This is a genomic window from Pectobacterium atrosepticum (assembly GCA_019056595.1).
Classification (GTDB): Bacteria; Pseudomonadota; Gammaproteobacteria; order Enterobacterales; family Enterobacteriaceae; genus Pectobacterium; species Pectobacterium atrosepticum.
In genome coordinates this window covers 3,439,762-3,463,728 of record CP036163.1, presented here as the reverse complement: position 1 = coordinate 3,463,728, position 23,967 = coordinate 3,439,762, and the positions used below count along the sequence as shown (strand labels likewise).

Annotated in this window: 17 protein-coding genes, 1 tRNA gene and 3 pseudogenes; 8 read left to right on the top strand and 13 right to left on the bottom strand. The window is 49.4% G+C overall.

What is annotated here, in order from left to right:
- Positions 1-12 precede the first annotated feature (12 nt).
- Positions 13-88, top strand: a tRNA-Met gene (locus DCX48_16405).
- An 89-nt stretch (positions 89-177) separates the two neighbouring features.
- Here DCX48_16405 and DCX48_16400 read toward each other — a convergent pair.
- Positions 178-315, bottom strand: a pseudogene (locus DCX48_16400) (LysR family transcriptional regulator).
- On the opposite strand from DCX48_16400, the pseudogene DCX48_16395 reads away from it, so the two are divergent.
- Positions 310-588: pseudogene (locus DCX48_16395) on the top strand (type 1 glutamine amidotransferase domain-containing protein). The pseudogenes DCX48_16400 and DCX48_16395 sit on opposite strands and share 6 nt — an antisense overlap.
- Positions 589-871: 283 nt before the next feature.
- A complete protein-coding gene (ascB, locus tag DCX48_16390) occupies positions 872-2,260 on the top strand; it encodes a 6-phospho-beta-glucosidase (GenBank protein ID QXE15965.1) in 1,389 nt (462 codons plus the stop codon).
- Between the two features lie 55 nt (positions 2,261-2,315).
- Here ascB and DCX48_16385 read toward each other — a convergent pair whose 3' ends face one another.
- From DCX48_16385 to DCX48_16365, 5 genes are all read right to left on the bottom strand, one after another.
- On the bottom strand, positions 2,316-4,232 hold the full coding sequence (locus DCX48_16385) for a PTS beta-glucoside transporter subunit EIIBCA (GenBank protein ID QXE15964.1): 1,917 nt from the start codon (positions 4,230-4,232) through the stop codon (positions 2,316-2,318).
- 325 nt (positions 4,233-4,557) lie between these two features.
- Positions 4,558-4,920, bottom strand: coding sequence for a DUF305 domain-containing protein (locus DCX48_16380; protein QXE15963.1), 363 nt, complete (start codon positions 4,918-4,920; stop codon positions 4,558-4,560).
- Positions 4,921-4,991: 71 nt separating this feature from the next.
- Positions 4,992-6,461: a GGDEF domain-containing protein gene (locus DCX48_16375; protein ID QXE15962.1), complete on the bottom strand. Its 1,470-nt coding sequence runs from the start codon at positions 6,459-6,461 to the stop codon at positions 4,992-4,994.
- A gap of 199 nt (positions 6,462-6,660) precedes the next feature.
- Positions 6,661-7,149: an ATP-independent periplasmic protein-refolding chaperone gene (locus tag DCX48_16370; protein QXE15961.1), complete on the bottom strand. Its 489-nt coding sequence runs from the start codon at positions 7,147-7,149 to the stop codon at positions 6,661-6,663.
- A gap of 265 nt (positions 7,150-7,414) precedes the next feature.
- On the bottom strand, positions 7,415-7,711 hold the full coding sequence (locus DCX48_16365) for a hypothetical protein (protein ID QXE15960.1): 297 nt from the start codon (positions 7,709-7,711) through the stop codon (positions 7,415-7,417).
- 214 nt (positions 7,712-7,925) lie between these two features.
- On the opposite strand from DCX48_16365, the gene DCX48_16360 reads away from it, so the two are divergent.
- The gene (locus tag DCX48_16360) at positions 7,926-9,977 is read left to right on the top strand and encodes an NADPH-dependent 2,4-dienoyl-CoA reductase (GenBank protein ID QXE15959.1); all 2,052 of its coding nucleotides are present in this window, start codon (positions 7,926-7,928) and stop codon (positions 9,975-9,977) included.
- Positions 9,978-9,993: 16 nt separating this feature from the next.
- Here DCX48_16360 and rlmG read toward each other — a convergent pair whose 3' ends face one another.
- Positions 9,994-11,133 (bottom strand): 23S rRNA (guanine(1835)-N(2))-methyltransferase RlmG, encoded by a 1,140-nt coding sequence (gene rlmG, locus DCX48_16355; protein ID QXE15958.1) that lies wholly within the window; start codon positions 11,131-11,133, stop codon positions 9,994-9,996.
- A 161-nt stretch (positions 11,134-11,294) separates the two neighbouring features.
- On the opposite strand from rlmG, the gene DCX48_16350 reads away from it, so the two are divergent.
- From DCX48_16350 to DCX48_16335, 4 genes and pseudogenes are all read left to right on the top strand, one after another.
- Positions 11,295-12,293, top strand: a complete 999-nt coding sequence (locus tag DCX48_16350) for a Gfo/Idh/MocA family oxidoreductase (GenBank protein ID QXE15957.1) — start codon at positions 11,295-11,297, stop codon at positions 12,291-12,293.
- Between the two features lie 272 nt (positions 12,294-12,565).
- Complete coding sequence (locus DCX48_16345) at positions 12,566-13,519, top strand: TerC family protein (protein ID QXE15956.1); 954 nt, start codon at positions 12,566-12,568, stop codon at positions 13,517-13,519.
- Positions 13,520-13,823: 304 nt separating this feature from the next.
- Positions 13,824-15,071 (top strand): serine/threonine transporter SstT, encoded by a 1,248-nt coding sequence (gene sstT, locus DCX48_16340; protein ID QXE17276.1) that lies wholly within the window; start codon positions 13,824-13,826, stop codon positions 15,069-15,071.
- A 236-nt stretch (positions 15,072-15,307) separates the two neighbouring features.
- Positions 15,308-15,489, top strand: a pseudogene (locus tag DCX48_16335) (transcriptional regulator).
- A gap of 211 nt (positions 15,490-15,700) precedes the next feature.
- Here DCX48_16335 and DCX48_16330 read toward each other — a convergent pair.
- The 6 genes from DCX48_16330 to uxaC form a co-directional block, all read right to left on the bottom strand.
- Positions 15,701-16,069, bottom strand: a complete 369-nt coding sequence (locus DCX48_16330; GenBank protein QXE17275.1) for a hypothetical protein — start codon at positions 16,067-16,069, stop codon at positions 15,701-15,703.
- Positions 16,070-16,154: 85 nt separating this feature from the next.
- Entirely contained in the window at positions 16,155-18,146 is a 1,992-nt protein-coding gene (locus tag DCX48_16325) for an ATP-binding protein (protein QXE15955.1), read from the bottom strand.
- A gap of 346 nt (positions 18,147-18,492) precedes the next feature.
- Positions 18,493-19,023 (bottom strand): YgjV family protein, encoded by a 531-nt coding sequence (locus DCX48_16320; protein ID QXE15954.1) that lies wholly within the window; start codon positions 19,021-19,023, stop codon positions 18,493-18,495.
- Between the two features lie 89 nt (positions 19,024-19,112).
- A complete protein-coding gene (locus DCX48_16315; protein ID QXE15953.1) occupies positions 19,113-20,603 on the bottom strand; it encodes an altronate dehydratase in 1,491 nt (496 codons plus the stop codon).
- A gap of 19 nt (positions 20,604-20,622) precedes the next feature.
- Positions 20,623-22,089, bottom strand: coding sequence for a tagaturonate reductase (locus tag DCX48_16310; protein QXE15952.1), 1,467 nt, complete (start codon positions 22,087-22,089; stop codon positions 20,623-20,625).
- A gap of 208 nt (positions 22,090-22,297) precedes the next feature.
- Entirely contained in the window at positions 22,298-23,707 is a 1,410-nt protein-coding gene (uxaC, locus tag DCX48_16305; GenBank protein ID QXE15951.1) for a glucuronate isomerase, read from the bottom strand.
- Positions 23,708-23,967 lie beyond the last annotated feature (260 nt).

Genomic DNA, 23,967 nt, shown 5'->3' with positions numbered 1-23,967 from the left:
CACCGCCCATTCGGCCCCTTAGCTCAGTGGTTAGAGCAGGCGACTCATAATCGCTTGGTCGCTGGTTCAAGTCCAGCAGGGGCCACCAAATTTTATATTTAAAATCATACAGTTAAGCCACCTTTCGCAAGGTGGCTTTTTTGTTTATAAATAATGATGGCGATAAAATGGCTATGATTTTTCAGTCCATTGAGCCACATCTTCAAAACCTGTTGCAATCGCTTGTGCCGTAGGCCTAATTTTCAGAAGCGGCTCTTCTCCCGCCTCCGTCAATGCCATCTTTCGCGTCGTACGGTGGAAAAGTAGCACGCCAAGGTCGATCCCGTTAAATACACCACGAACCTGCTCGTCGGTGGATATGGACCGATGTGGGATTTCGTCAACAATCCTCAGTTGATCAAAATCGTACGTACGATGTATGAAAACAACGGCATCGTCAGCGCGGTCTGCCACGACCCAACAGGATTATTGAATGTGAAGCTCAGCAACGGCGAGCTATTGATTAAAGGTCGCAACCCTGTATCCGCTAAAGTTCTCGGCGAAGCTGTTTTCAGCGCGCTGAAAACGAAGGCTAAGAAACGACGTTAGAGGGTAAAGCACCTAACGCTGGCAACAACACATCACGCCCACAGAGATGTCGTGACCGGAGTCACATAACCAGACGGGGGCATTGCCGCAGAAATTCAGGATTGTATAGTGTTCCAACAAGACGTTACCGCCAATGGCGGGCGAGACTTGGGCAGAGGTGAGTAGCATTACTCTCTTCTGCCCAAGTTTTTTTTTGCCTGTTGTCAGGTAATTCCCTGCGCGACAGCGCGAGGCCACCGTCCGGCGCAGCGTAATGATGTAGAAAACGATGAGGAGAAATACTATGAAAGCATTCCCCGACGGATTTTTATGGGGCGGTTCAGTCGCAGCAAATCAGGTTGAAGGGGCATGGAATGAAGACGGCAAAGGCGTGTCGACCTCCGATCTTCAGCTAAAGGGCGTGCATGGTCCGGTGACAGAACGCGATGAGAGCATTAGCTGCATCAAAGATCGGGCAATCGATTTTTATCATCAATATCCGCAGGATATACAGCTATTCGCCGAAATGGGCTTCAAGGTGTTACGCACCTCCATCGCCTGGACGCGTATTTATCCCGAAGGCAATGAAGCAGAACCCTGCGAAGCGGGTCTGGCCTTTTACGATCATCTGTTTGATGAAATGGCAAAGCATCATATTCAGCCGCTGATTACGCTGTCGCACTATGAAATGCCGTACGGTCTGGTGAAAAAGTTGGGAGGCTGGGGCAACCGCGCCGTCATCGACCATTTTGAGAAATATGCCCGTACCGTCTTTAGCCGCTACAAAGACAAGGTGAAGCACTGGCTGACCTTCAATGAAATCAACATGGCGCTGCACTCGCCTTTTACGGGTATCGGGCTAAGCGGCGAACCCTCAAAACAGGATATTTATCAGGCCATCCACCATCAGTTGGTTGCCAGTGCACGCGTGGTGAAAGCCTGTCACGACATCATCCCTGATGCCAAAATCGGCAATATGCTGCTGGGCGCGGTGCGCTACCCCATGACCTGTCATCCGAAAGACGTACTGGAAGCGCAGAACAAGAATCGGGAATGGCTGTTCTTCGGTGACGTGCAAGTTCGCGGCACCTATCCGGCGTGGATTCAGCGTTATTTCCGGGAAAATGATGTCGAACTCACGATTACCGCGCAGGACAAAGACGATCTGAGCCACACCGTAGACTTTGTTTCATTCAGCTATTACATGAGTGGCTGTGCGACCTTCGAACCAGAAAAATACCAGTCTTCACGCGGCAACATCATCCGCCTGATTCCTAACCCGCATCTTGAAGCGTCCGAATGGGGCTGGCAGATCGACCCCGAAGGCCTGCGTTTCCTGTTGAATGAGCTGTATGACCGCTATCAGAAGCCGCTGTTCATCGTGGAAAACGGGTTAGGCGCACGCGACGTGGTGGAAGAGGATGGCAGCATTCACGACAGCTACCGCATTGATTATCTGCGTCGTCATCTGATTCAAGTACGTGAAGCCATCGACGATGGCGTCGAACTGCTTGGCTACACCAGTTGGGGGCCGATCGATCTAGTCAGCGCAGGCACGGCGCAGATGTCAAAACGCTACGGCTTTATTCATGTCGATCGTGATGATGAAGGCAAAGGCACGTTGGAACGTCGGCGCAAAGACAGCTTCTACTGGTATCAGGATGTGATTAGCAGTAACGGGAAATCGTTGTAACTGTCGAGAAAACCAGACGGCACGTTCACACCGCGCCGTCTGGTTTATTAGCTAATTAAACATGAGCCAGCACGATGATCGTCTCTCCGGCCTGCGGCTGGCGTGCAGCGCCAAGGCTGAATACGCGATATTCTTCCGCATTCGTGATGACCATAGGTGTCACCGTGTCGTAGCCTGCCTTCTGGATCGCTTCCAGATCGAACTCCAGCAGCAGTTGGCCTTTTTTCACCTTGTCACCTTCTGCAACGTGCATCTGATAATGCTGACCTTCCAGCTGTACTGTATTGATACCGACATGAATCAGGATCTCCGCCCCCTTCTGCGAAAGAATACCGACGGCATGGCCGCTGGCAAACGTGCTGGCAATCATGCCGTCCACTGGCGAATAGATACGGCCTTCCTGCGGCAGAATAGCAACACCCTGCCCGACGACGCCGGAAGAGAACACTTTGTCGTTCACCTCTTCCAATGGGATCAATTCACCTTTTGCTGGCGATCCCAGCTGTTCAGCCGTCGCCGGAGCCTCTTTCAGCGGTAAGGAATTTGTGTTCTGGCGTACTACTGGCGCAGCAGGTGTCGTAGATGGCGAACGCGGTGGCGTTGATGCTTTCTCAACTGGCGGGACGGGATCGTCAAACCCGACGATAACCGTCAGTACAAAGCTTGCCACGAACGCAATGGCACAGCCGATGAGGAATCCAACAAAGCCTTCACCGTAGAAAATCGGCAACGTCAGCAAACCGGGCATCCCCATCGAGACCGCCGAACTTTTCGCATAGCCAACGATAGCACCACCCAGTGCAGCAGCTATCACAGCGCAGATAAACGGTTTTTTCAGCTTCAGTGTGACGCCGTAAACACCAGGTTCCGTGATGCCAAACAGCGACGCGATAAAGGTACTACCCGCCAGCGCTTTGAGCTTTTTATCTTTGGTTCGCACCATCACGCCCAACAGTGCACCGGACTGGGCAAAGACAGACGGACTGGAAGCCGCTTTAAGATAACTGTGACCCATAACCGAGAGATCGTTAATAAAGACGGTGACAAAGCCCCAGTGCACACCAAATATCACTAAGATCTGCCATGACGCCGCCATAAGCGCCCCGGCAATAATCGGGTTGAATTCATAGATATTGACGAACACCGACGCAATGAGCTTACTGGCCGAAATCCCAATCGGCCCGATAGTCATCAGCGTTAGCGGCACCATCAGCACCAGCAGGAAGAACGGCGTCAGAATATTGCGCACGCTTTCGTGAATATGGCGATTCAGGAAACGCTCGATATACGACATTAACCACACGCTGAAGATAATCGGTATCACCGAGGAGGTGTATTTCATCATCACGACAGGCAGGCCGAAGAATGTCACAGGCTGACCAGCATCAAACAACCCCTGAATCGTCGGGTAAACCAGTGCACCAGCAATCGACACCGCCACAAAAATGTTGGTTTCGAATTTACGCGCAGCAGTAATCGCCAACAGCATCGGCAAAAAATAGAACAGGCTGTCGGACGCCGCATGCAGGATGACATAGGTACTTTCTTTGGTATTGAGCCAGCCGAGCGCAATCACGATAGCCAGCACCCCTTTCAGCACCCCCGCTGCCGCCATCGCTCCCAGTAAGGGGGTGAAGATGCCGGCAACCAGATCGATCAATCGTCCCATCGCAGACGTCGATTGATCACTTTCCGCCGTCTGGCGTTTTCCGTCGCCGTCTTCCAGCAATGTGGAGATCGGCCCAAAGGCGCGGTAAACCTCCGGCACCCGATTCCCTATAACCACCTGCAACTGCCCGGAAGCATTGATTACCGTAATGACGCCTTCTAACGCCTCCAGCGCAGCCACATCCACTTTACCGTGATCAACAATCTTAAAGCGCAAGCGTGTTGCACAATGCACCAGAGTAGAAACGTTGGTTTCCCCTCCGACTAACTCCAGAATATTTTCAGCGAGCACTTTGCTATTCATAATGACTTCCCGTTTCGTCAATGGCTGCGACTGCCTAATACACGTCATCCCGCTTGTTATCCGCTGGCCAGCTGGAAAATAAGCAAAAAAAAACCTGGATAAAGCAGCGTGTTACCTACGCTGCTTTATCCAGGTCTCGCCCAGAAAATTCTGGTGACGTCCTTTCCTGTTTTCTAACAAGTTAACGCAGAGAAAGCTATCTCTACGTTTTATTCTGTGAAAACAGTCACTAAATTTCTGCCAATCAGGCAAAGCAGCCTAATCCACGACTCGACGACGCCGTAAAAACAAAATGGCGCTTCTCAAAGAAACGCCATCGGCAAATTTACTGTTTGCCCTGCTTCTTCAGCCAGGCTTCCATTTGGTCGATCTCCGGCTGCTGGGCTTTGATAATCTCTTCCGCCAGCTTACGCAGCTCCGGGTCTTTGCCGTATTGCAGTTCCGTCTTCGCCATATCAATTGCGCCACGGTGATGCGCAATCATCCCTTTGGCGAAGGCAATATCAGGGTCGCTGGACTTCATACCTTCCATCATCTCGGTATGCATCGCATCCATGCCTTTCGTATATGCCTGTTGGGAAGACGACTCGCCGTTCGTTGAACCATGGCCGCTATGGGCGCTGTCAGCAGCAAACGAGAGAAATGGAACCAGCAAAGCCGCCGTTAATAACAAATGAACTTTCTTCATCACAACCTCTCAATCAGTCACAGTGCTTTTTGAGGGTAGACGTTCCAGTAAGGGGAAGGTCAAGAAAAGATTCAGACGCCCTCGGCCAAGCGCATGCAAACGCAATTACGTCCCTGAGCCTTCGCTTTATAGAGTTGCTCGTCCGCCAGCCCGATGAGATCGTAAATATTGCCGCCTTCATACTGGGAAAAAATGGCAACGCCAATGCTGACAGTAAAGTAAATTTCCCGACCATCGGACAGCATAAGCGGGGTGGATTCCGTAAGACGCCGCAGCGCTTCAGCCATGGCTTCAGACTGCTCATCCGTCAGGTCGTAAGCCGCAATAATGAACTCTTCCCCGCCCCAGCGGCAAAGAATGTCGCTCGGTCGAATATTGGCGCTCAGCATACGGGCAAAGCTGGCGATCAATTCATCACCGCAGGCATGGCCGTAGGTATCGTTGACTTGCTTAAAATAATCGATATCCAGAAATAGCAGTGTTATTTGACGCTTTCTCTTATTCATCAGCACGCCCTGTCTCACGTTCAACATACTGAGAAAAGCGCGACGATTGAAGGTATTCGTAAGTGCATCCCTCAGACTGTTACTTTCGATGATTTTAATCAGTCGCCGGTTCATCGAGACAAAATGCGAGACGCTTAACATCGCCATAATGAGCATCGCTATATTCAGCCGTGCCGTGGTGAGAAACGAATTAATGTACGCTTCAGAATTTGAATCTATGAGTATACCGACCTGATTAATATAGAGATAATTCAGTATTACGCCCGTAATTGCACAGAGCAGCGACATAATCGGGAAAGAGTAATTGAACGCGCACAGCGTAAGTGGAATAACGGACAGTGTAATAAGACTGGCGTCCAGAAAAAACAGGCTAACCAATAAGAAAATAATGAAGACCAGAAAGGGAAAAATATTTTCTCTGATGTGCTTAGGACAAAGCGGAATATTCCGTAGCGCTCGCAGGATGTCTTTACCCCGCAGGAAAAAGAACGCGAGAATAATGCCAGTTCCCAGTTGTTCACTGAACCAGTCCATAAATTCATCATAGTGATTCCCAACATCGTAGACATACGCATAGAATCCATAAGCCACACCTGATGAGAACGCGCCTACAAACGTCGAAGCGAAAATAATATAGACGTAATACTTGCTGAATTTTTCAAATGTCGACCACTTTCCGGTAAACCGGCACATCAGGTAAAAGGCGCACCAGGCCGCCACCACAAAGATAATATTGCACAAACATAACAGTACCTTGGTTTTTAACGGTGAATTATTATCCATCAGTAACGCTGCCGACAGCATCGCCGCATAGCCCACTAAAAAACCCATACCGATCGAGAATGTTTTACCTTTTATCGTCCCTTTTCTGGCCCTGAAACTAATCATGAGACAAAAAACCAGCATATTAGCGGGCCAAAACAGCGACAGTTCATCCAGCACTCGAAACCGAAATCCCAGACAGCTCACTATTAGGGTGGTCAGAAACAGAAGCGGCATGAATTTTATAGTTTTCAACGTCAAATCGTTATTCATCTGTCCTTTACCGCCCACTATCCAATAGTCCCGCCTGCTGTCTCCCGTGAGAATAACATTAATCATTTCCCTACTCACAGTGTGATGTGATGAGGGGAAAATAAATAAAAAAACCACCGGACCGATGCATTCCCCGTGAGGTAATACGTCAATCCGATGGTCTTACTAACTTAGGTATCTCAGGTATCGTGTGAACGAATTATTCCGCAGGAACGGGCTTGCCGTCAGGTTTTGGCGGTTGAGTCAGTCGTTTTTCAAAACTGTCGTTGTACTGCTTCTTCTGCTCTGGCGTCAGAACATTGTAAATTTTGTTTTTGGTTTCCAGCCCGCTCAGCATTCTGGCCTTGTGCGCGCCATCGGCTTTATCCAACTGAGCCTGTGCTTTCGCGGCATCAAACGTATCTGATGCGACCAGACTATGCATATCACGACGATCATCCTGCATAGCTTTGTGCATTTTCTCGCGGGAATCTTTCATGATGTCTTTAATTTGCTGCTTCTGCGCTTCCGTCAAATTCAGCTCCTTAAACATCGCATCGGGCCCCATCATGCCACGATGCTCCCGACCCTCTTTCATCATCATCTTGTGTTCCGAGCCAGGACCTTTCGGTGCTTCATTAGCATGCGCGAGACCTGCCGCGCCCAATGCCAAAGAAGAAGCAACCAGCATTGCAGTGAGTTTACGCATATTTTATTCCTCTCTCTGAATTGACTTGTCGACGGCGAGTGCCGTGCTACGAGAGAAAGTATAGGCCCAACACCTTCAGTTAATTAGAGTAAGGGTAAATCTCTGCAAGTGTCGGCTCCACATTTGCGGCAATTGTGGAGAATGAGGAGGAATTGTGTAAGGAGCGGGAGTATTACGTGAACAACGTGGCACGATATTACTGCTTTACCCTTGGTGCTTTTTTACAGCACCACGAGCCAATAGCGTAAAAATGCTGGCAGTGCGCTTACGGAAGTGAACGTCTAAAGGCGGTAGCGTCTTGTACCAACGCATCAAGGTGGGCATGAATGACTTTCATTTTTTGAATCAGCGGATTTCGCTCCGGCGAACTACCCATTGAGCTAAGCTGTGCAGAAAGCCGTTCAATCTGCGTACAAAGGCAAGCATCACGCTCTTGAGCCTGAAGCAACTGCTGCTGAAGGGACTGATGTTCCTGCCGCCATGTCTGCTGCTGACGCTGAACGCTTTGCTCTAACGCCTGAAGCGCGCTATCCAGCCGATATTCCAACTCTTCCACCCGCATAACGATACCTTTGCCCAATAAACCCGCGGATTATAATGTCACACGCCGCCGACAACAAACATTCCAGCGCACGATCCTTTGCGTACACGCGGTATCCCTACAACTGGCAATGACATCAATCACAATAAATAAACATAAATTTCACAACTCACTCAATTACGGCTAGATTGAACACCATGACTCATCAGACCAGTTAACTTCGCCGGAGAGTGTAATGATTGCCTACCCCACTCTGCTTTCCCCACTCGATCTTGGCTTCACGACGTTAAAGAACCGCGTGGTGATGGGATCCATGCATACCGGTTTGGAGGAACACCCAGATGGCACCGAAAGGCTGGCGGCATTTTACCACGAGCGGGCGCAGGGCGGCGTTGGCCTGATTGTTACGGGCGGTATTGCGCCAAATGAAAAAGGCGCCGTCGCCAAAGGGGGCGCGACTCTGCACAACAACGCGCAGTTGGCGCATCATCATGTTCTGACGCAAGCAGTACACGACGCAGGTGGGAAAATCGCGCTGCAGATTCTCCACGCCGGACGCTACAGCTACCAGCCCGATCCGGTTGCACCATCGGCCATTCAGGCACCGATTAACCGCTTTGCGCCACGAGAAATGAGTACGCAAGATATTGTGCAAACCATCGACGACTTTGCCCGTTGTGCCGGGCTAGCGCAGCAGGCAGGTTACGATGGCGTGGAAATTATGGGCTCGGAAGGTTACCTGATTAATCAGTTTCTGGTGACGCATACCAATCATCGAGATGACGAATGGGGCGGTGACTTTCAACGCCGCTGCCGTTTCGCACTTGAGATTGTCCGCGCCATACGGGAACGAACGGGGCCTGATTTCATCCTGATCTACCGCTTGTCCATGCTCGACCTAATAGAAGAAGGCTCAAGCTGGCAGGAAATTGTTCAACTGGCACAGGCGATTGAACAAGCGGGTGCCACCCTCATCAATACTGGGATCGGCTGGCATGAAGCGCGAATTCCGACTATCGCCACGCTGGTGCCACGCGGCGCATTCGGCTGGGTGACAAAGAAGCTGATGGGGAAAGTCCGCATCCCGCTGATTACCACCAACCGTATCAACGATCCCAGCGTGGCGGAACAGCTGCTGGCCGAGGGCTGCGCCGACATGGTATCGATGGCACGTCCTTTTCTCGCTGATGCTGAACTGGTGGCAAAAGCACAGTCGGGGCGTGCGGATGAAATCAATACCTGCATCGGCTGCAATCAGGCCTGCCTCGATCAGATTTTCGCTGGCAAGGTCACGTCTTGTCTGGTCAACCCACGCGCCTGCCATGAAACCGAATTGCCTATCCAGCCCGCGCGAGTCAGTAAACGCTTTGCCGTGGTCGGCGCAGGGCCGGCGGGTATGGCCTTTGCCGTCAACGCCGCCGCACGCGGCCATCAAGTCACGCTGTTTGAAGCGTCTTCCTATATCGGCGGACAATTCAATATTGCCAAACAGATTCCCGGCAAAGCGGAGTTTTATGAAACGCTACGCTACTACCGTCGGCAGCTAGAACTTCACGGCGTCACGCTTCGCCTGAGCACGCAGGCAACCGCCGCTGATTTACTCGGTTTTGATGACGTCATTCTTGCTTCTGGCATCGTGCCACGTATCCCCCCGATTACTGGCATCGATCATCCTAGCGTGCTGAGCTATCTGGACGTACTGCGCGACAAAAAGCCGGTCGGCAAACGCGTCGCGATCATCGGCGCAGGCGGCATCGGCTTTGATACTGCGCACTATCTTCTTAACCACAAGCATCTTCTTAATCACAATCACCGCCTTAATCCCCTCTCTTCTCAGTCGGACGGCGACTTTTATACGGAATGGGGGATTGATAAGCAGTTACAGCACCGGGGCGGCCTTTTGCCCCATCACGCTAATGAGCTGCCTCACTCGCGGGACATTACCTTATTACAGCGGAAGACGGGCAAGCCCGGCGAAAATTTGGGGAAAACGACAGGCTGGATACACCGCACTACGCTGCTGCGCCACGGCGTGACGATGCTAGGCGGCGTGGAATATAACCATATTGATGATGAGGGGCTGCACATTATCCACGATCGGCAAATACGCTGTCTGCCAGTGGATAACATCATTATTTGCGCCGGTCAGGAACCCAACCGAAAACTGTATGACCCCTTACTGGCCGCAGGGTGTCATGTTCATCTGATTGGCGGTGCTGATGTGGCGCAGGAATTAGACGCTCGCCGGGCAATCGATCAGGCCACCCGGCTAGCGTTAACACTCTAGTTTAAGCAGAAGCAGCTTAACGGGACGAATTGGTTTTAACCGCACGCAGCACGGCGAACTTCGTGTTGCTGGCAATGGTTTCACAGTTACCGAACAGACGCTTCAGCTTGTGGAAGTAATCCAGATGGCGATTACCCACAATACGCAGCTCTCCACCGACCTGAAGGCAGCGACGGGCATCCATAAACATCTGCCAGGCGATTTCATCGGTCACGGCCTGTAACTGATGAAATGGCGGATTACACAGCACTGCCTGCAACGTATCGCGCCTAACGCGGGACAATCCGTTGTTCACCACAAAGCTACAGCGCTCAACATCCTGCGGGCGGTTGACTTCAACGTTCATCTGGCTCGATGCTACCGCCATGTAGGATTCATCAAAGAAACCGACGGTGGCGTCCGGGTTGGCTTCCAGCGCGGCCAGCCCAATGACACCGTTGCCACAACCGAGATCGATGATCTTACCGTCTATCTGTTCCGGCAAATGCTGCATAAAGAAACGTGCGCCGATATCCAGCCCATTACGCGAATACACGTTAGCATGGTTTTGAATACGATAGCCGTAGCCATCCAGCTCCCACTCAGTAGTAAGTGACTGCTCACTGACTTTGAGATCCGCCCACTCACAGTGAACCAGACGCGCCTTTTTCCAGGCCAGCGAGGTTTTCGTCGGCCCCATCACGCGCTCAAACAGTTGCAGCGTAGAAGTATGAATATCCCGCGCCTTCGCCCCGGCAATAATGCGTGTTTGCGGCGTGACAACCTTACGCAACATTCTCAACTGGTGTTCCAGCAGCGCGATCGTTTTGGGGATCCTCATCACTACCAGCGCTGGCGCATCGGGTAGATCCGCCATGCTATCCAACAGCGTTACTGCATCGGCATCATAGCCGTTCAGTTCCAGATTATGCCGCGTCGCCAGTTGGCTGAGATAAGAATCGCTGATACTGACGGGCGATTGCGCCTGCAAACCGCAGGCCAATGCACCAAACGTATCATTGAAAATCAGGCGCGGACCCGGCGCGATTTCCATGGTGGACAGCTCACGCAGCAAGTATTCATCTGCGGCATCCCAAGCCTGTAGCGCCGAGTTTTCAGCGACCTGAGGGTAACGCACCAACGTCAGGTTGCACGTTTCCAATTCGAGTTGGCTCATTAGCCTCTCCTACATCATAAAATTTGCGCTGTTTATCCCTTAAAATAGCTCATCAGTAAATGCTTTTCTCTGCCAGAAAGGGAAATGATTGACGTTGCCTTGTCATTTCACCGTGATAATCTGCCTATTCATCACCGATGCCCTCAGGATACCAAACGCTTATGATTCGCTTCGCTATTGTAGGAACCAGTTGGATCACCCGTCAGTTTGTTGATGCCGCCCATGAAACCGGCAAGCTGAAGCTCACCGCCATCTATTCCCGAACGGTAGAAAAAGCGCAGCCGTTTCAAGCCGATTACATGGTAGATACGCTATTTGATTCGCTGGAAACCATGGCGAAATCCGATCTTATCGACGCGGTGTATCTGGCCAGCCCTAACTCACTGCACTGCGAACAGGCCCTGCTCTTCCTGAGCCACGGCAAGCATGTCATCTGTGAAAAACCGCTGGCCTCCAACCGCTATGAAGTCGAACAAATGATAGCCTGTGCCAGAGAAAATCAGGTCGTGCTATTTGAAGCGTTCAAAACCGCCAGCCTGCCTAACTTTAGCGTGGTGCAGCAGGCGCTCCCGAAAGTCGGCAGATTGCGTAAAGTGGTACTGAGCTACTGCCAGTATTCCTCGCGCTACCCGCGCTATCTGGCTGGCGAGAACCCGAATACCTTCAATCCGGCGTTTTCAAACGGTTCCATCATGGATATCGGCTACTACTGTCTGGCCTTCGCCGTAGCGCTGTGGGGAGAACCCTGCACTACGCAGGCCAGCGCAACGCTGTTGGAAAGCGGTGTGGACGCACATGGCAGTATCATCCTGAATTACGGCGATTTCGATGTCACCATCGTCCATTCCAAAGTCAGCCACTCCGCCATTCCCAGCGAAATTCAGGGGGAAGACGGTTCGCTGGTGATTGAAAAAGTCTCTGAATGCCATAACGTGAAATTCATCCCGCGTGAAGGCAAGCAGTTGGATCTCAGCCAGCCGCAGCATATCAACAGCATGCTGTACGAAGCGGAAGTCTTTGCAGCGCGGGTGAACGATAACGATATCAACCATGCGGAACTGGCGCGCTCACGCACCGTCGCCGTGCTGCTCACGGAAATTCGCCGCCAAACGGGTGTCGTGTTTCCTGCCGATGCCGCGACGCCGGGAAATGCGGAATAAGACGGTGATAATTATTTGACCAAGATCATCTTTTCACCTATCTTCTGTCAGGCAAAGGGGAGTAACTTTTCCGCCAGCTAATCGTCATTACGATGCGTTCCGCATCCGGTTACTGGGCAACTTTGATGAAAAGCTTGATTCTTAATGAAACAGCTTCATTAACGTTGTAAGTGAGACCTTGCCGGGAGGCGAGGTGCATTTGCAGCTTTAATAACAAGCGGCCAGCGTCCTTCCGATGTTGGCCGTTTTTGTTTCTATTTAAGGATCTTGCTATGCACACCATCGGCACGCCATGGTTATGGGGCAGCTTCGCTGCCATTGTTATAGTGATGCTAGCCATCGACCTGCTCTACCAAGGGCGCAAAGGGTCGACGGTAATGACGTTCAAACAGGCTGCCGTCTGGTCGATCATCTGGGTCACGCTCTCTCTGCTATTCAACGCCGGCTTCTGGTGGTATCTGGATGGCACAGTAGGTCGCGAAGTCGCTAACGCGCAGTCGCTGGCCTTCCTGACCGGTTATTTGATCGAGAAAGCGCTTGCTGTCGATAACGTCTTCGTCTGGCTGATGCTCTTCGGCTACTTCGCCGTTCCTCCACAATACCAACGTCGCGTGCTGATTTACGGCGTGCTGGGTGCCATCGTTCTCAGAACGCTAATGGTGTTTGGCGGCAGTTGGCTGGTCACGCAATTCCAGTGGCTGCTCTATGTGTTCGGCGCATTCCTGCTGTTCACTGGCCTTAAAATGGCGCTGGCTAAAGAAGGTGATGGGGCAATCGGTGACAAACCGCTGGTGCGCTGGCTGCGTAGCCATCTGCGCATGACGGATAGCATCGAGAACGATAAATTCTTTGTCCGTCGTAACGGCATACTGTTTGCCACGCCGCTGTTTTTGGTACTGATTATGGTTGAAATCAGCGACGTGATTTTCGCCGTTGACAGCATCCCGGCTATTTTCGCCGTTACGACCGATCCCTTTATTGTACTGACGTCTAACCTGTTCGCTATTCTGGGCCTGCGTGCGATGTACTTCCTATTGGCTGGTGTGGCTGAACGCTTCTCGCTGTTGAAATATGGTCTGGCCGTCATCCTGATCTTCATTGGTACCAAGATGATGCTCATCGACATTTTCCATATTCCGGTGGCGATTTCTCTGGGCGTCGTTGCCAGCATTCTGATCATTACCATGCTCATCAACGTCTGGGTGAACAAACGCGCCGAGCGTTAATTCTTTACTCCCTCACTCCCTCTCCGCACGGTTCCCGCTGTGCGGAGATGTCTTTCCTCATTCAATCGTTTCTATATTCAATCATTCCCACGTACGTTCTGCGCGCAAATCAGCGCTACGCAGGGTGACGGACAAGGATGTCCGTCATAAAAAACCACATCACCGCTTTTCTCAAAAGCAAATTTTCATATACTGATACATGCAAACACATTTAGTTACGGAAAGAAAAAGCCACCCGGTACATGCCAGAGGTGTCAACTCCGTGCACACAATCACTAAACGGAACGGTTACACCGTCAAAATTATGGAAACTCAACAGTCTCGTTTTTTGCAGTACATTACTCGCGGTAGTCTGGTTCAACAGATCCTTCTGGGGCTTGCGGCCGGTATTATTCTGGCCTCTCTGTCTACGCAGGCCGCGCTGGCTGCCGGTTTATTGGGAACGCTGTTCGTCGGCGCACTGAAAGCCGTCGCGCCCATTCTGGTATTGGTACTGGTCATGGCCTCTATCGCCAACCACCAGCAAGGGCAGAAAACCAATATCCGCCCTGTGCTGTTTCTCTACCTCATCGGCACCTTCTCTGCGGCACTGATTGCCGTGGTGCTGAGCGTTCTTTTCCCTTCCACGCTGGCGCTCAACGCGCAGGCCGCCGACATCACGCCGCCATCAGGTATTGTCGAAGTGCTGGAGGGGTTGCTGATGAGCGTCATCGCCAACCCGATTCACGCGCTGCTGAATGCGAATTACATCGGTATTCTGGTCTGGGCCGTTGGGCTAGGTATTGCGTTCCGCCAAGGTTCGGACAGCACAAAGAGCATGATTAACGATGCCTCCAACGCGGTCACCATGATTGTACGCGTGGTGATTCGCTTCGCACCGCTGGGGATTTTCGGTCTGGTGGCGTCAACGCTGGCGGAAACTGGCTTCGGCGCGCTATGGGGCTATGCCCATCTGCTGATGGTACTGATCGGCGGCATGCTGCTGGTCGCGTTAGTGGTCAACCCACTGATCGTTTACTGGAAGATTCGCAGCAACCCTTATCCACTGGTGCTGCGCTGCCTGCGTGAGAGCGGCGTGACCGCCTTCTTCACCCGCAGCTCCGCCGCTAATATTCCGGTCAATATGGAGCTATGCCGCAAGTTGAATCTGGATGAAGACACCTACTCTGTCGCCATCCCACTAGGTGCCACCATCAATATGGCAGGTGCGGCGATTACCATCACGGTACTGACGCTGGCCGCCGCGCATACGCTGGGCATTCAGATCGACGTGCCGACGGCGCTTCTGCTCAGCGTCGTGGCATCGCTGTGTGCCTGTGGAGCATCGGGCGTAGCAGGTGGCTCACTGTTGCTGATTCCGCTGGCGTGTAGCATGTTTGGTATTTCCAACGATATCGCTATGCAGGTCGTTGCGGTTGGCTTCATCATCGGCGTCTTGCAGGACTCGGCAGAAACCGCGGTGAACTCCTCAACAGATGTGATGTTCATCGCCGCCGTGTGTCACGCGGAAGATGCCAAACTAGCAGAAAAAGAGCGTTTGAATCTGCTGTAACAGATCAGGGATTGATTATCCCCGAGCCCTTGGTTCGATCCCGAGTCCAGGCACCACTATTCATAAGGCCTCGCTGCAAAGCGGGGCTTTTTCCTTTTCTGGCTCAGGTAGGTTTCTGGTCGTTATGTAAGTATCCCGGTAAAGCGAACCATTCACTTTTAGAGGTCTTCCGACATACTCATTATGTCCCGTTGAGGAGATCGCTATGCGCAAAGCCCGACTTACCGAACACCAGATCATCGACCGTGTTCATTATCTCCCTGTCCCGAATCAAGCTGGTTGAAGTATTACCGGATATGACTTTTGAAATCGATAATGCCTCATTTCGCTGATTGAACAGTCTGACTTTATGGAAGTGTTACCTAACATGAACATTATTCATTATATAATTCATTGCGGGAACAAAATCAGAAAATAATCACAATTAGAATCACAGCATATTATTAGTGATGGTTAAATCACATTAACATGAAAAGCACAAACCGAGTCGTCAATTTTTCAGATGCATAAATAACGTAACCAATACTGAAAACAACCAGTTTAAATTGTGATATTATAAAAATGGCCAGTCAACATAATCTAATTGATTGGTCTACTTTGCAATAAAAAATGTAAGACATTCTATATTTTTATAAATTATAGACAAAAGAAACCATCAAGAAGGTGTATCCAAAAATAAAACGCCAATTTCTTTTAAGAATGAAGATAATATTTCTATTACGTCTGAATTTCTTGATTTTATCTAGCCGATAGAGAAGAATTTCTCGTTCCTTTACAGAAAAATCATTCCCCATGATCTTGCCAAAAATCATCTTCTCTGACTTAACAAATGAATATTTCCGCTGAAGAGTTTTAAGTTTACCAGTAAAAAACAAAATTGTAAGAATGAATGCCAACATTTGAAATAAGTGATTAGGTATACCCCAGCAGCCAATAGTCGTAAGCAATAACCATTCTGCCACAGAATCTTTTTGTAGGTTTTTCCACCATTGATTCATATCTCTGGCGTAGAATCTTATATCCTTTTTAATATCGCAATAATCACTGTCTTTCATGTTCATCTAAATATACTGCCCATTAATATTATTCAGTAGATTCATGCAGATCATTTATTAACTCTTCAGCATCAAAATAATCCCTTCTCAATTTTAGTTTATTTAGCAAATAGCTATTAGACAACTCGAATTCAGAAAATATAGTACCCCAAGTTTTAACATATCCTTTTATACGACCATTTTTCACATCAAACACTAACCCAGGTTCGTTTCGTGCTTCTGCAGTTTCTAACGCAGCACCAATCTCAAAGTCAGAATTAGATATTTTTCTTCCAACGAGAATTAATTCGAATCTCATATTTTCCATTGAAAAACCAGGGTGCTGGAGGATTATTTTTGCATAATCCTTCAACTGCTGAAGATGCTTTTCATTTAAAGAAATACTCGGCTTTTTTATCTCTATGATCGTACATTGGAAGTAGCTTTCACCACGGCCATTAAAATCAATACGTCGTCTTGCAAGAAAAAGATCTACCTGTCTGCGGACTCCTTCAATATCCAACCCATCAGAAAGATCATCTAATGTGAGTGTATCTATACCCTTAACATGATTTCTTAAATTATATGCTATTCTCTGAAAATCATCTTCCTCAGCCCCTAACATAGTATATTTATTGCCGAATAACCATGTATTATTTTCGATGACAAGTTGAAGATCAGGTGTTTCTCTTACCTTATCATAATGGCTTACTATAACTTCCTTTAATTTCTGAACAGAAGACTCTCTACGCTGCAAAACTTCAATAGTAGAAATTATATTCTGAAGTGATGTTTTTTCTATTTGAGACTGTAATTCACATAAGCTTTTATGATCTAATTCAAGGATGCTTTCTAACACGTCGAAAAGCTCACTATTTTCATTAGATACTATTAATTTATCGATAAGGTGTATAAGAATTTTAGCTTGCTTTGACTTTAGATTTGAGAATATTGATGGATCAGCATAATAAATACTACTTATTGTCTTTTTTATGGTCTGCATTCTCCATTTAGCATCCACTTCTAAGAGATCAGAATAAGATGGAAAATATCCTTTTTCTTCATACTCACATATTTTTTCATCCACAAATTCTTTAAGGAAAGTTTCATAAATTTCTTTCCCTATCTTTTGAATTTCTGATTTTAACTTTTTATACTCATAAGAACTAATACTGACTTTTTTTTCATCATTAAAATTCAAACTAGAATCATGAATGTCAAAAAAATCCACCCAATCAGAACGAGTATAGGTACTAAGATAAAAATTTTGCTTATGGTTAAAACTACTTAGCTCACGGAAGACAATTCTTCCCTGTTTATTAACAAGATAATTGAATGATTTTTCTACGCCTGGCTTGCTTATCCAGCGTATAAATAAGACATTAAAGGTGAACTTATCAACTTCAATATTTTTTTCAATCGATACATTCAATGGAACATTAATTTCAAAATCATTTAGAAAAAGTTTTCTATTTTTGTTTAATGATAGCCGCCAGCCGAAATTATTTTGCAACTTCTTGATAATAGAATCTTTTCCAGGCAAATTTTTTATGAAATGACGTAAAACAACACATGTTCCATTTTGCAAATTTCTTAGGGATGCATGTTGCTCTGATTCAACAAGCTCTACAACCTTAAAATCTCGAAGGCTTTCGCTATTTATAGTAATCTTAAAGTCGTGCCCCTGATAACGGGTAAACCAAATTGCTTCCTTGCTAAACAGATGAAAAGATAAGCGCCCCTTACCATGAGCGCCTTGTAAATCATCATTTCCTTGTTTAAGGGACTCATTAAATCTTGAAAAATGCTCTTCACATTTATCAATATTAATACCGGAACCATTATCCAACACAGATACAGATTCCAGCCCCCCTAGATCATTCCGTTTGATTTGGACATCAACCTTACTGGCTCCTGCATCAAATCCATTGGCTACTAGTTCAACGATCGCCTGAGAAGGTTCATCCTTCCAGCGAGTAAAAAGCTTCTTGATACCAGCATGAGTAATGTTTGTTGTACCGACAAACTCTCTTTTGCTCATGGGTTATGTCCGTCCTTGAAGGTTTAGAGAACATACAATTCTAATGCCGGAAAGTTTATCATAGATCTTACGGTCAAAGAGTACCCCTAACTTCATACTTTGCAATGGTAGAATCCTGGTAGAGCCATCAAAGTGACGGTTCAGGCGTAAGCATGCTTCATCGTTTAAAAACATACTGATAATGACAGTTTTTGAACTAGAAGTAAGGAATTCAGATAGTAACTAACCACGTCATTACTTTGGTTTACAGCTTTTCAAGGCAATATTAAAGGGATTGATTATCCCCTAGCCTTTAACGCCGTTCGCTTAAGAACGAGCGGCGTTATGCTACGAGCAAAACCTGAAATTATGCTTTCTTCTCTACGCTAAAAGGATCGATACCGCGCTGCTGCATGCGCCAGAAGCGGATGATGTTAAAGCCATTCATCAGCAGGAAGCTGCCTTCGATCAGCGATCCACCAATCGAGCCCAGCCAGATATTGTGCGCAACCCAGCCAGCAGTTGAACACCACATCACGCAGCGAGTCGTTAACCCAGAGGTGCGGAACAGCGCCCAGGTACTGACGACCGTACCGGCTATCGGCAACAGTTCCATCGCATGACGCATGCCCGACAAACCAAACAGCAGCGTGAGCGAAATAAAGACAAACATCACAATAATATTATGTGTTTTCAGTGAAATGAGCGTACGCGCCGAGTTCAACACTGCGCTGGCGCCCGCCGCATTTGCTCCCATCAGAAAGAAATGCAGGCCAATCACGGCGCTGTATGCCGATAGCTGTATTTTGAATTTTTTATCGTTACGGTTGAAAAACATGGTGATACCGACCAGAAACGCCAGTACACCAACAGACTGGGCAATCCAATACTGTGTCATGATCCCTGCCTCTAAAAAGTTGCTGCGAAAAAAAACGGCGCCATTATAAAAATGAAACGCCGTTTTATTTTAATTGGAATGAATAATATTTACAACGTTACGCCGCTCTTAAATATGGCTAATTCGCGGAAGTCGTTTACTTCATTCTTCGTCTGCTTACCGTCAGCAGTCTCCACAATCAGTTCTACAAACTGACTCAGCAGTTCATCCATCGGCATGTCGTGGATCAGACGTCCCGCATCGAAATCAATCCAGTGCGGTTTCTTCTTCGCCAGCTCGCTGTTGGTCGCCAGTTTTACGGTAGGGACAAATCCGCCGTAAGGTGTGCCGCGCCCGGTACTGAACAGCACCATATGACAACCCGCGCCCGCCAGCGCGCTGGTTGCTACGGCATCATTCCCCGGCGCGCTGAGCAGGTTAAGCCCTGGAGTGTGTAAGCGCTCACCATATTTCAGCACGTCCACCACCTTGCTCTGACCCGCTTTTTGCGTACAGCCTAGTGATTTCTCTTCCAGCGTAGTGATCCCACCCGCCTTGTTACCCGGCGATGGGTTTTCATAAATCGGCTGGTTGTGCGCGATGAAGTACTGTTTAAAGTCATTAACCATGTGCACGGTTTTCTCAAACGTGGCTTCATCACGGCAGCGGCTCATCAGAATACGTTCCGCACCGAACATTTCCGGTACTTCGGTCAGCACGGTGGTGCCGCCATTGGCGATCAGATAGTCGGAGAAACGACCTAACAGCGGGTTGGCAGTAATACCGGACAGCCCATCGGAACCGCCGCATTCCAGACCAAACTTCAGCTCGCTCAGCTTACCCGGCTCGCGTTTGTCATGGCGCATAGCTTCATACAACGTGTGCAGACGCTCCAGACCAGCTTCAACCTCATCGTCCTGCTGCTGACATACCATGAACGTGACGCGGTCAGAATCAAAACCACCCAATGTGCTGCGGAACGCGTCAACCTGATTGTTCTCACAGCCCAGACCGATCACTAACACCGCACCCGCATTCGGGTGACGCACCATGTTTTGCAGCATCGTGCGGGTATTCTCGTGATCCTGACCGAGCTGTGAACAGCCGAAGGTATGGCTAAACAGGTAAACGCCGTCGATACCTTCAGCATCATTGGTTTCTTTCAGGAAACGCTGCTGAATCTGGCGTGCAATTCCGTTCACACAGCCGACGGTTGGCAGGATCCACAGTTCATTACGGATACCGACATCGCCATTTTTGCGGCGATAAAGCTGCACGTCCCGATCGCCCATCTGTGACGGTAATTCGAGAAATTCAGGCTGGTACTCATATTCATCCAGATCGCTCAGATTGGTTTTCGCGTTCTGGGAGTGAATATGTTCTCCGGGAGCAATAGACACCAATGCATGGCCGATCGGCAGGCCATACTTGGTAATCATTTCTCCCGGTGCGATGGTTTCTAGCGCGAACTTATGTCCACGCACGACAGGTTGCTGAAGTGTCACCGTATGGCTATCCACCGACACCGTCTCACCTTGCTCGACATCACGCAGGGCGACAGCCACATTGTCCAGAGAATGAATTTTTATAATACTTTGCATGGATAACCCTTCTTACTGATTAGCAATAACCTTCCACAGCTGCGCGCATGCCGCGCTCAACAATGGTTTGCAACTGTTCAGTCACCTGCGCAGCTAGGCCAGGAACTTGTGTTAAATCCTGTTCCCAATGATCTGCATCGCGCAGTACTACATTCACCAACTCAGCCAGGCTGACGGTGTTTTCTTTTACGCCCGCCCACAGCGTGGAATAACGCTCCAGCCAGTGTGCGTCATCCTGCAACGGATAAGTTTGTAATGCATCGCCTTCACCGCTGCGCTCGCCGCGATAGAATGCAATCAGAGCCGCCAGCGCAAACGTCAAGCGCGCTGGCAGTTCACCGTGACGCTCACGGTAAGTCAGCAACTGCGGCAGAATACGGGTGCGGAATTTGGTCATGCCATTCAGCGAGATAGACAACAGCTGATGCTGAATGAACGGGTTGCGGAAGCGGCTTAGCACGGCCTGAGCAAACGAGGTCAGCTCGTCATGCGGTAAATCCAATACCGGCACAATCTCTTCGGCAATGGTCTTTTCCACAAATTTGCCAATCAGGGCATCATTCATCGATTCGCCAACGGTATCCAGACCCGCCAAGAACGCGACCGGCACCAGCGCGGTATGGGCACCGTTGAGAATCGCCACTTTGCGTTCTTTATATGGCTTGATGTCATCAACGATACGCACGTTCAGATCCAGCTTGTTCAGGCGTAATTCTTCTGCCAGCCACAGTGGCCCCTGAATCACGAACAGATAGAAGTGTTCCGCCGTATCCCAGAATGTATCCTGATAGCCCATTTCCTGCTGTAGCGCCTCAACTTCGGCACGCGGGTAACCTGTGACAATGCGGTCCACCAGCGTCGAACAGAAAGTGTTGTGATCGTTCAGCCAAGCGGTAAACGTTGATGTCAGTTCCCACTGTGCGGCATAGCGCAGCACCAGCTCTTTCAGCGCCACGCCGTTGTAATCAATCAGTTCGCACGGCAGCAGTACCCAGCCTTTATCTGCCGCGCCGTCAAAATGACAGAAGCGCTCATACAGCAGGCGGGTTAATTTCGCCGGGAAGCTAACGGGTGGAGCATCACTCAAGCGATCATCTGCGTGATAGCTGATACCGGCTTCGGTGGTATTAGAGAAAACGAAGCGAATGTTTGGATCGTGCGCCAGAGCCAAATATTCATCAAACTGGCGGTACACGTTGATTTCACGGTTTACCGAACGGATTAGACGCGGTTCGCGAACTGCCTCACCCTGCTCGTTCAGGCCGCGGATAATGGTGGTGTAAAGCCCATCCTGAGTGTCCAGCGCGGGCGGAAAATCGGAATCGATCGGGCGAACAACGACAATACCCGCATCCAGATCGGTGTGCTCATTCAGCAAATCCAGTTGCCAATCAACAAAGGCGCGAAGGAAGTTGCCTTCACCAAACTGAATAACACGATCCGGATGTTGACGACCGGGGAAGTTACGACGATTTAACGTTTGCATTAACAGGCTACCTCAGGACGAATCTCACATTCAGGGCACGACCGATCAATCACCGTCATCCTTGCCCTGCATTCATATTCACCAGCACCGTATAATAACCACGCGTGCTGATGACAAAAGACCGAGAATCGAGAGCCGCGGTGTAAGCCCCTTTAGGAATCTTACTACCGCGCCTCTCGCGCAATTCACACCCTACAACGCGGTGGAATTACAGCTCGATAGCAAAATAGTTTTTAGCGTTATCGAAACTGATGTTTTTCACCATTTCGCCCAGCAACGGCAGATCGGCTGGCGCTTCGCCATCCTCCACCCAGCGGCCAATCATCTGGCACAGAATGCGGCGGAAATATTCATGGCGGGTATAAGACAGGAAGCTGCGGCTATCGGTCAGCATACCGACAAAGCGGCTCAGCAAACCAAGCTGCGCTAGCTGGGTCATCTGGCGTTGCATGCCATCTTTCTGATCGTTGAACCACCAGCCGGAACCGAACTGCATCTTGCCCGGCATACCTTCACCCTGGAAGTTGCCGATCATCGTGCCGAGCACTTCGTTATCGCGCGGGTTCAGGCAGTAAAGGATGGTTTTCGGCAGCAGATTTTCTTCATTCTGCTTGCTGAGCAGGCGAGACAGTTCCTGAGCTAGCGGACGGTCGTTGATGGAGTCGAAGCCCACATCCGGCCCCAGCAGCTTGAACTGACGCAGATTATTGTTGCGCAGTGCGCCAATGTGATACTGCTGAACCCAGCCGCGACGCGCGTATTCCGCCCCCAACCAAACCAGAACACCAGTCTTGAACTGTGCTACTTCATGTTCGCTCAGCGTTTCGCCAGCAAGGCGACGCGCCAGAATTTTGTCCAGCGTTGCGTCATCCGCTTCGGCAAACATCACCACATCCAGCGCGTGGTCAGACACTTTACAGCCGTGCGCCGCGAAGTGATCCAGACGCTTGGTCAGCGCTGTTTGCAGATCGCTGAAGCGACGAATGTCGGTATCGGAGACTTCACCCAACTTCGCCATATAGTCATTAAAGGTTGCCTGCTCAATGTTGAACGCTTTATCTGGGCGCCAGCTCGGCAACACTTTGATAGAAAAACTGGAATCCTGAGCAACGGCTTTATGGTGGCGCAGATCGTCAATCGGATCGTCTGTCGTACCGACCATTTTCACGTTCATCTGCTGCATGATGCCACGCGCAGTAAAGTCATCGCGTTCCAGCATGGCATTACAACGATCCCAGATGTCTTTTGCCGTGCTCGGCGACAGCAGCGTACCAGTCACGCCGAACGGACGGCGTAGTTCCAGATGTGTCCAGTGGTAAAGCGGGTTGCCGATGGTGTGCGGCACGGTTGCAGCCCAGGCTTCAAATTTTTCCCAATCGCTGGCATCGCCCGTACACAAGCGCTCAGGCACGCCGTTGGTACGCATCGCCCGCCATTTGTAGTGATCGCCTTTCAACCAGATGTCATACAAATTTTTGAAACGATAGTTTTCCGCGATCTGCTCAGGCGGTAAATGACAGTGGTAATCAAATATGGGTTGGTCGACGGCATACTCATGATAAAGGCGACGGGCAAATTCAGTATCTAACAGAAAATCTTCACTCAGAAACTGGGGCATGTTTTCTTCCTTACCGTGCTTCTTGTGCACCAAATGGGTTGGTCGTTAAAAGATATCACACCAATTATGCGCAATATCTCACAGGATTTGTGAGGTCATGATCGCAAAAATCTAACAAGCAGTACAATAACGCAGCATTTAAGGCGTTATACCGCCCTACTCTCTCGGTTTAAACGAGGAATTCGTTATTCCGCATAAAAATAATGGTTTTGTGATATCACTCAACTTTTAAAGTTGTATGACAAATTATTGTAGCGCTG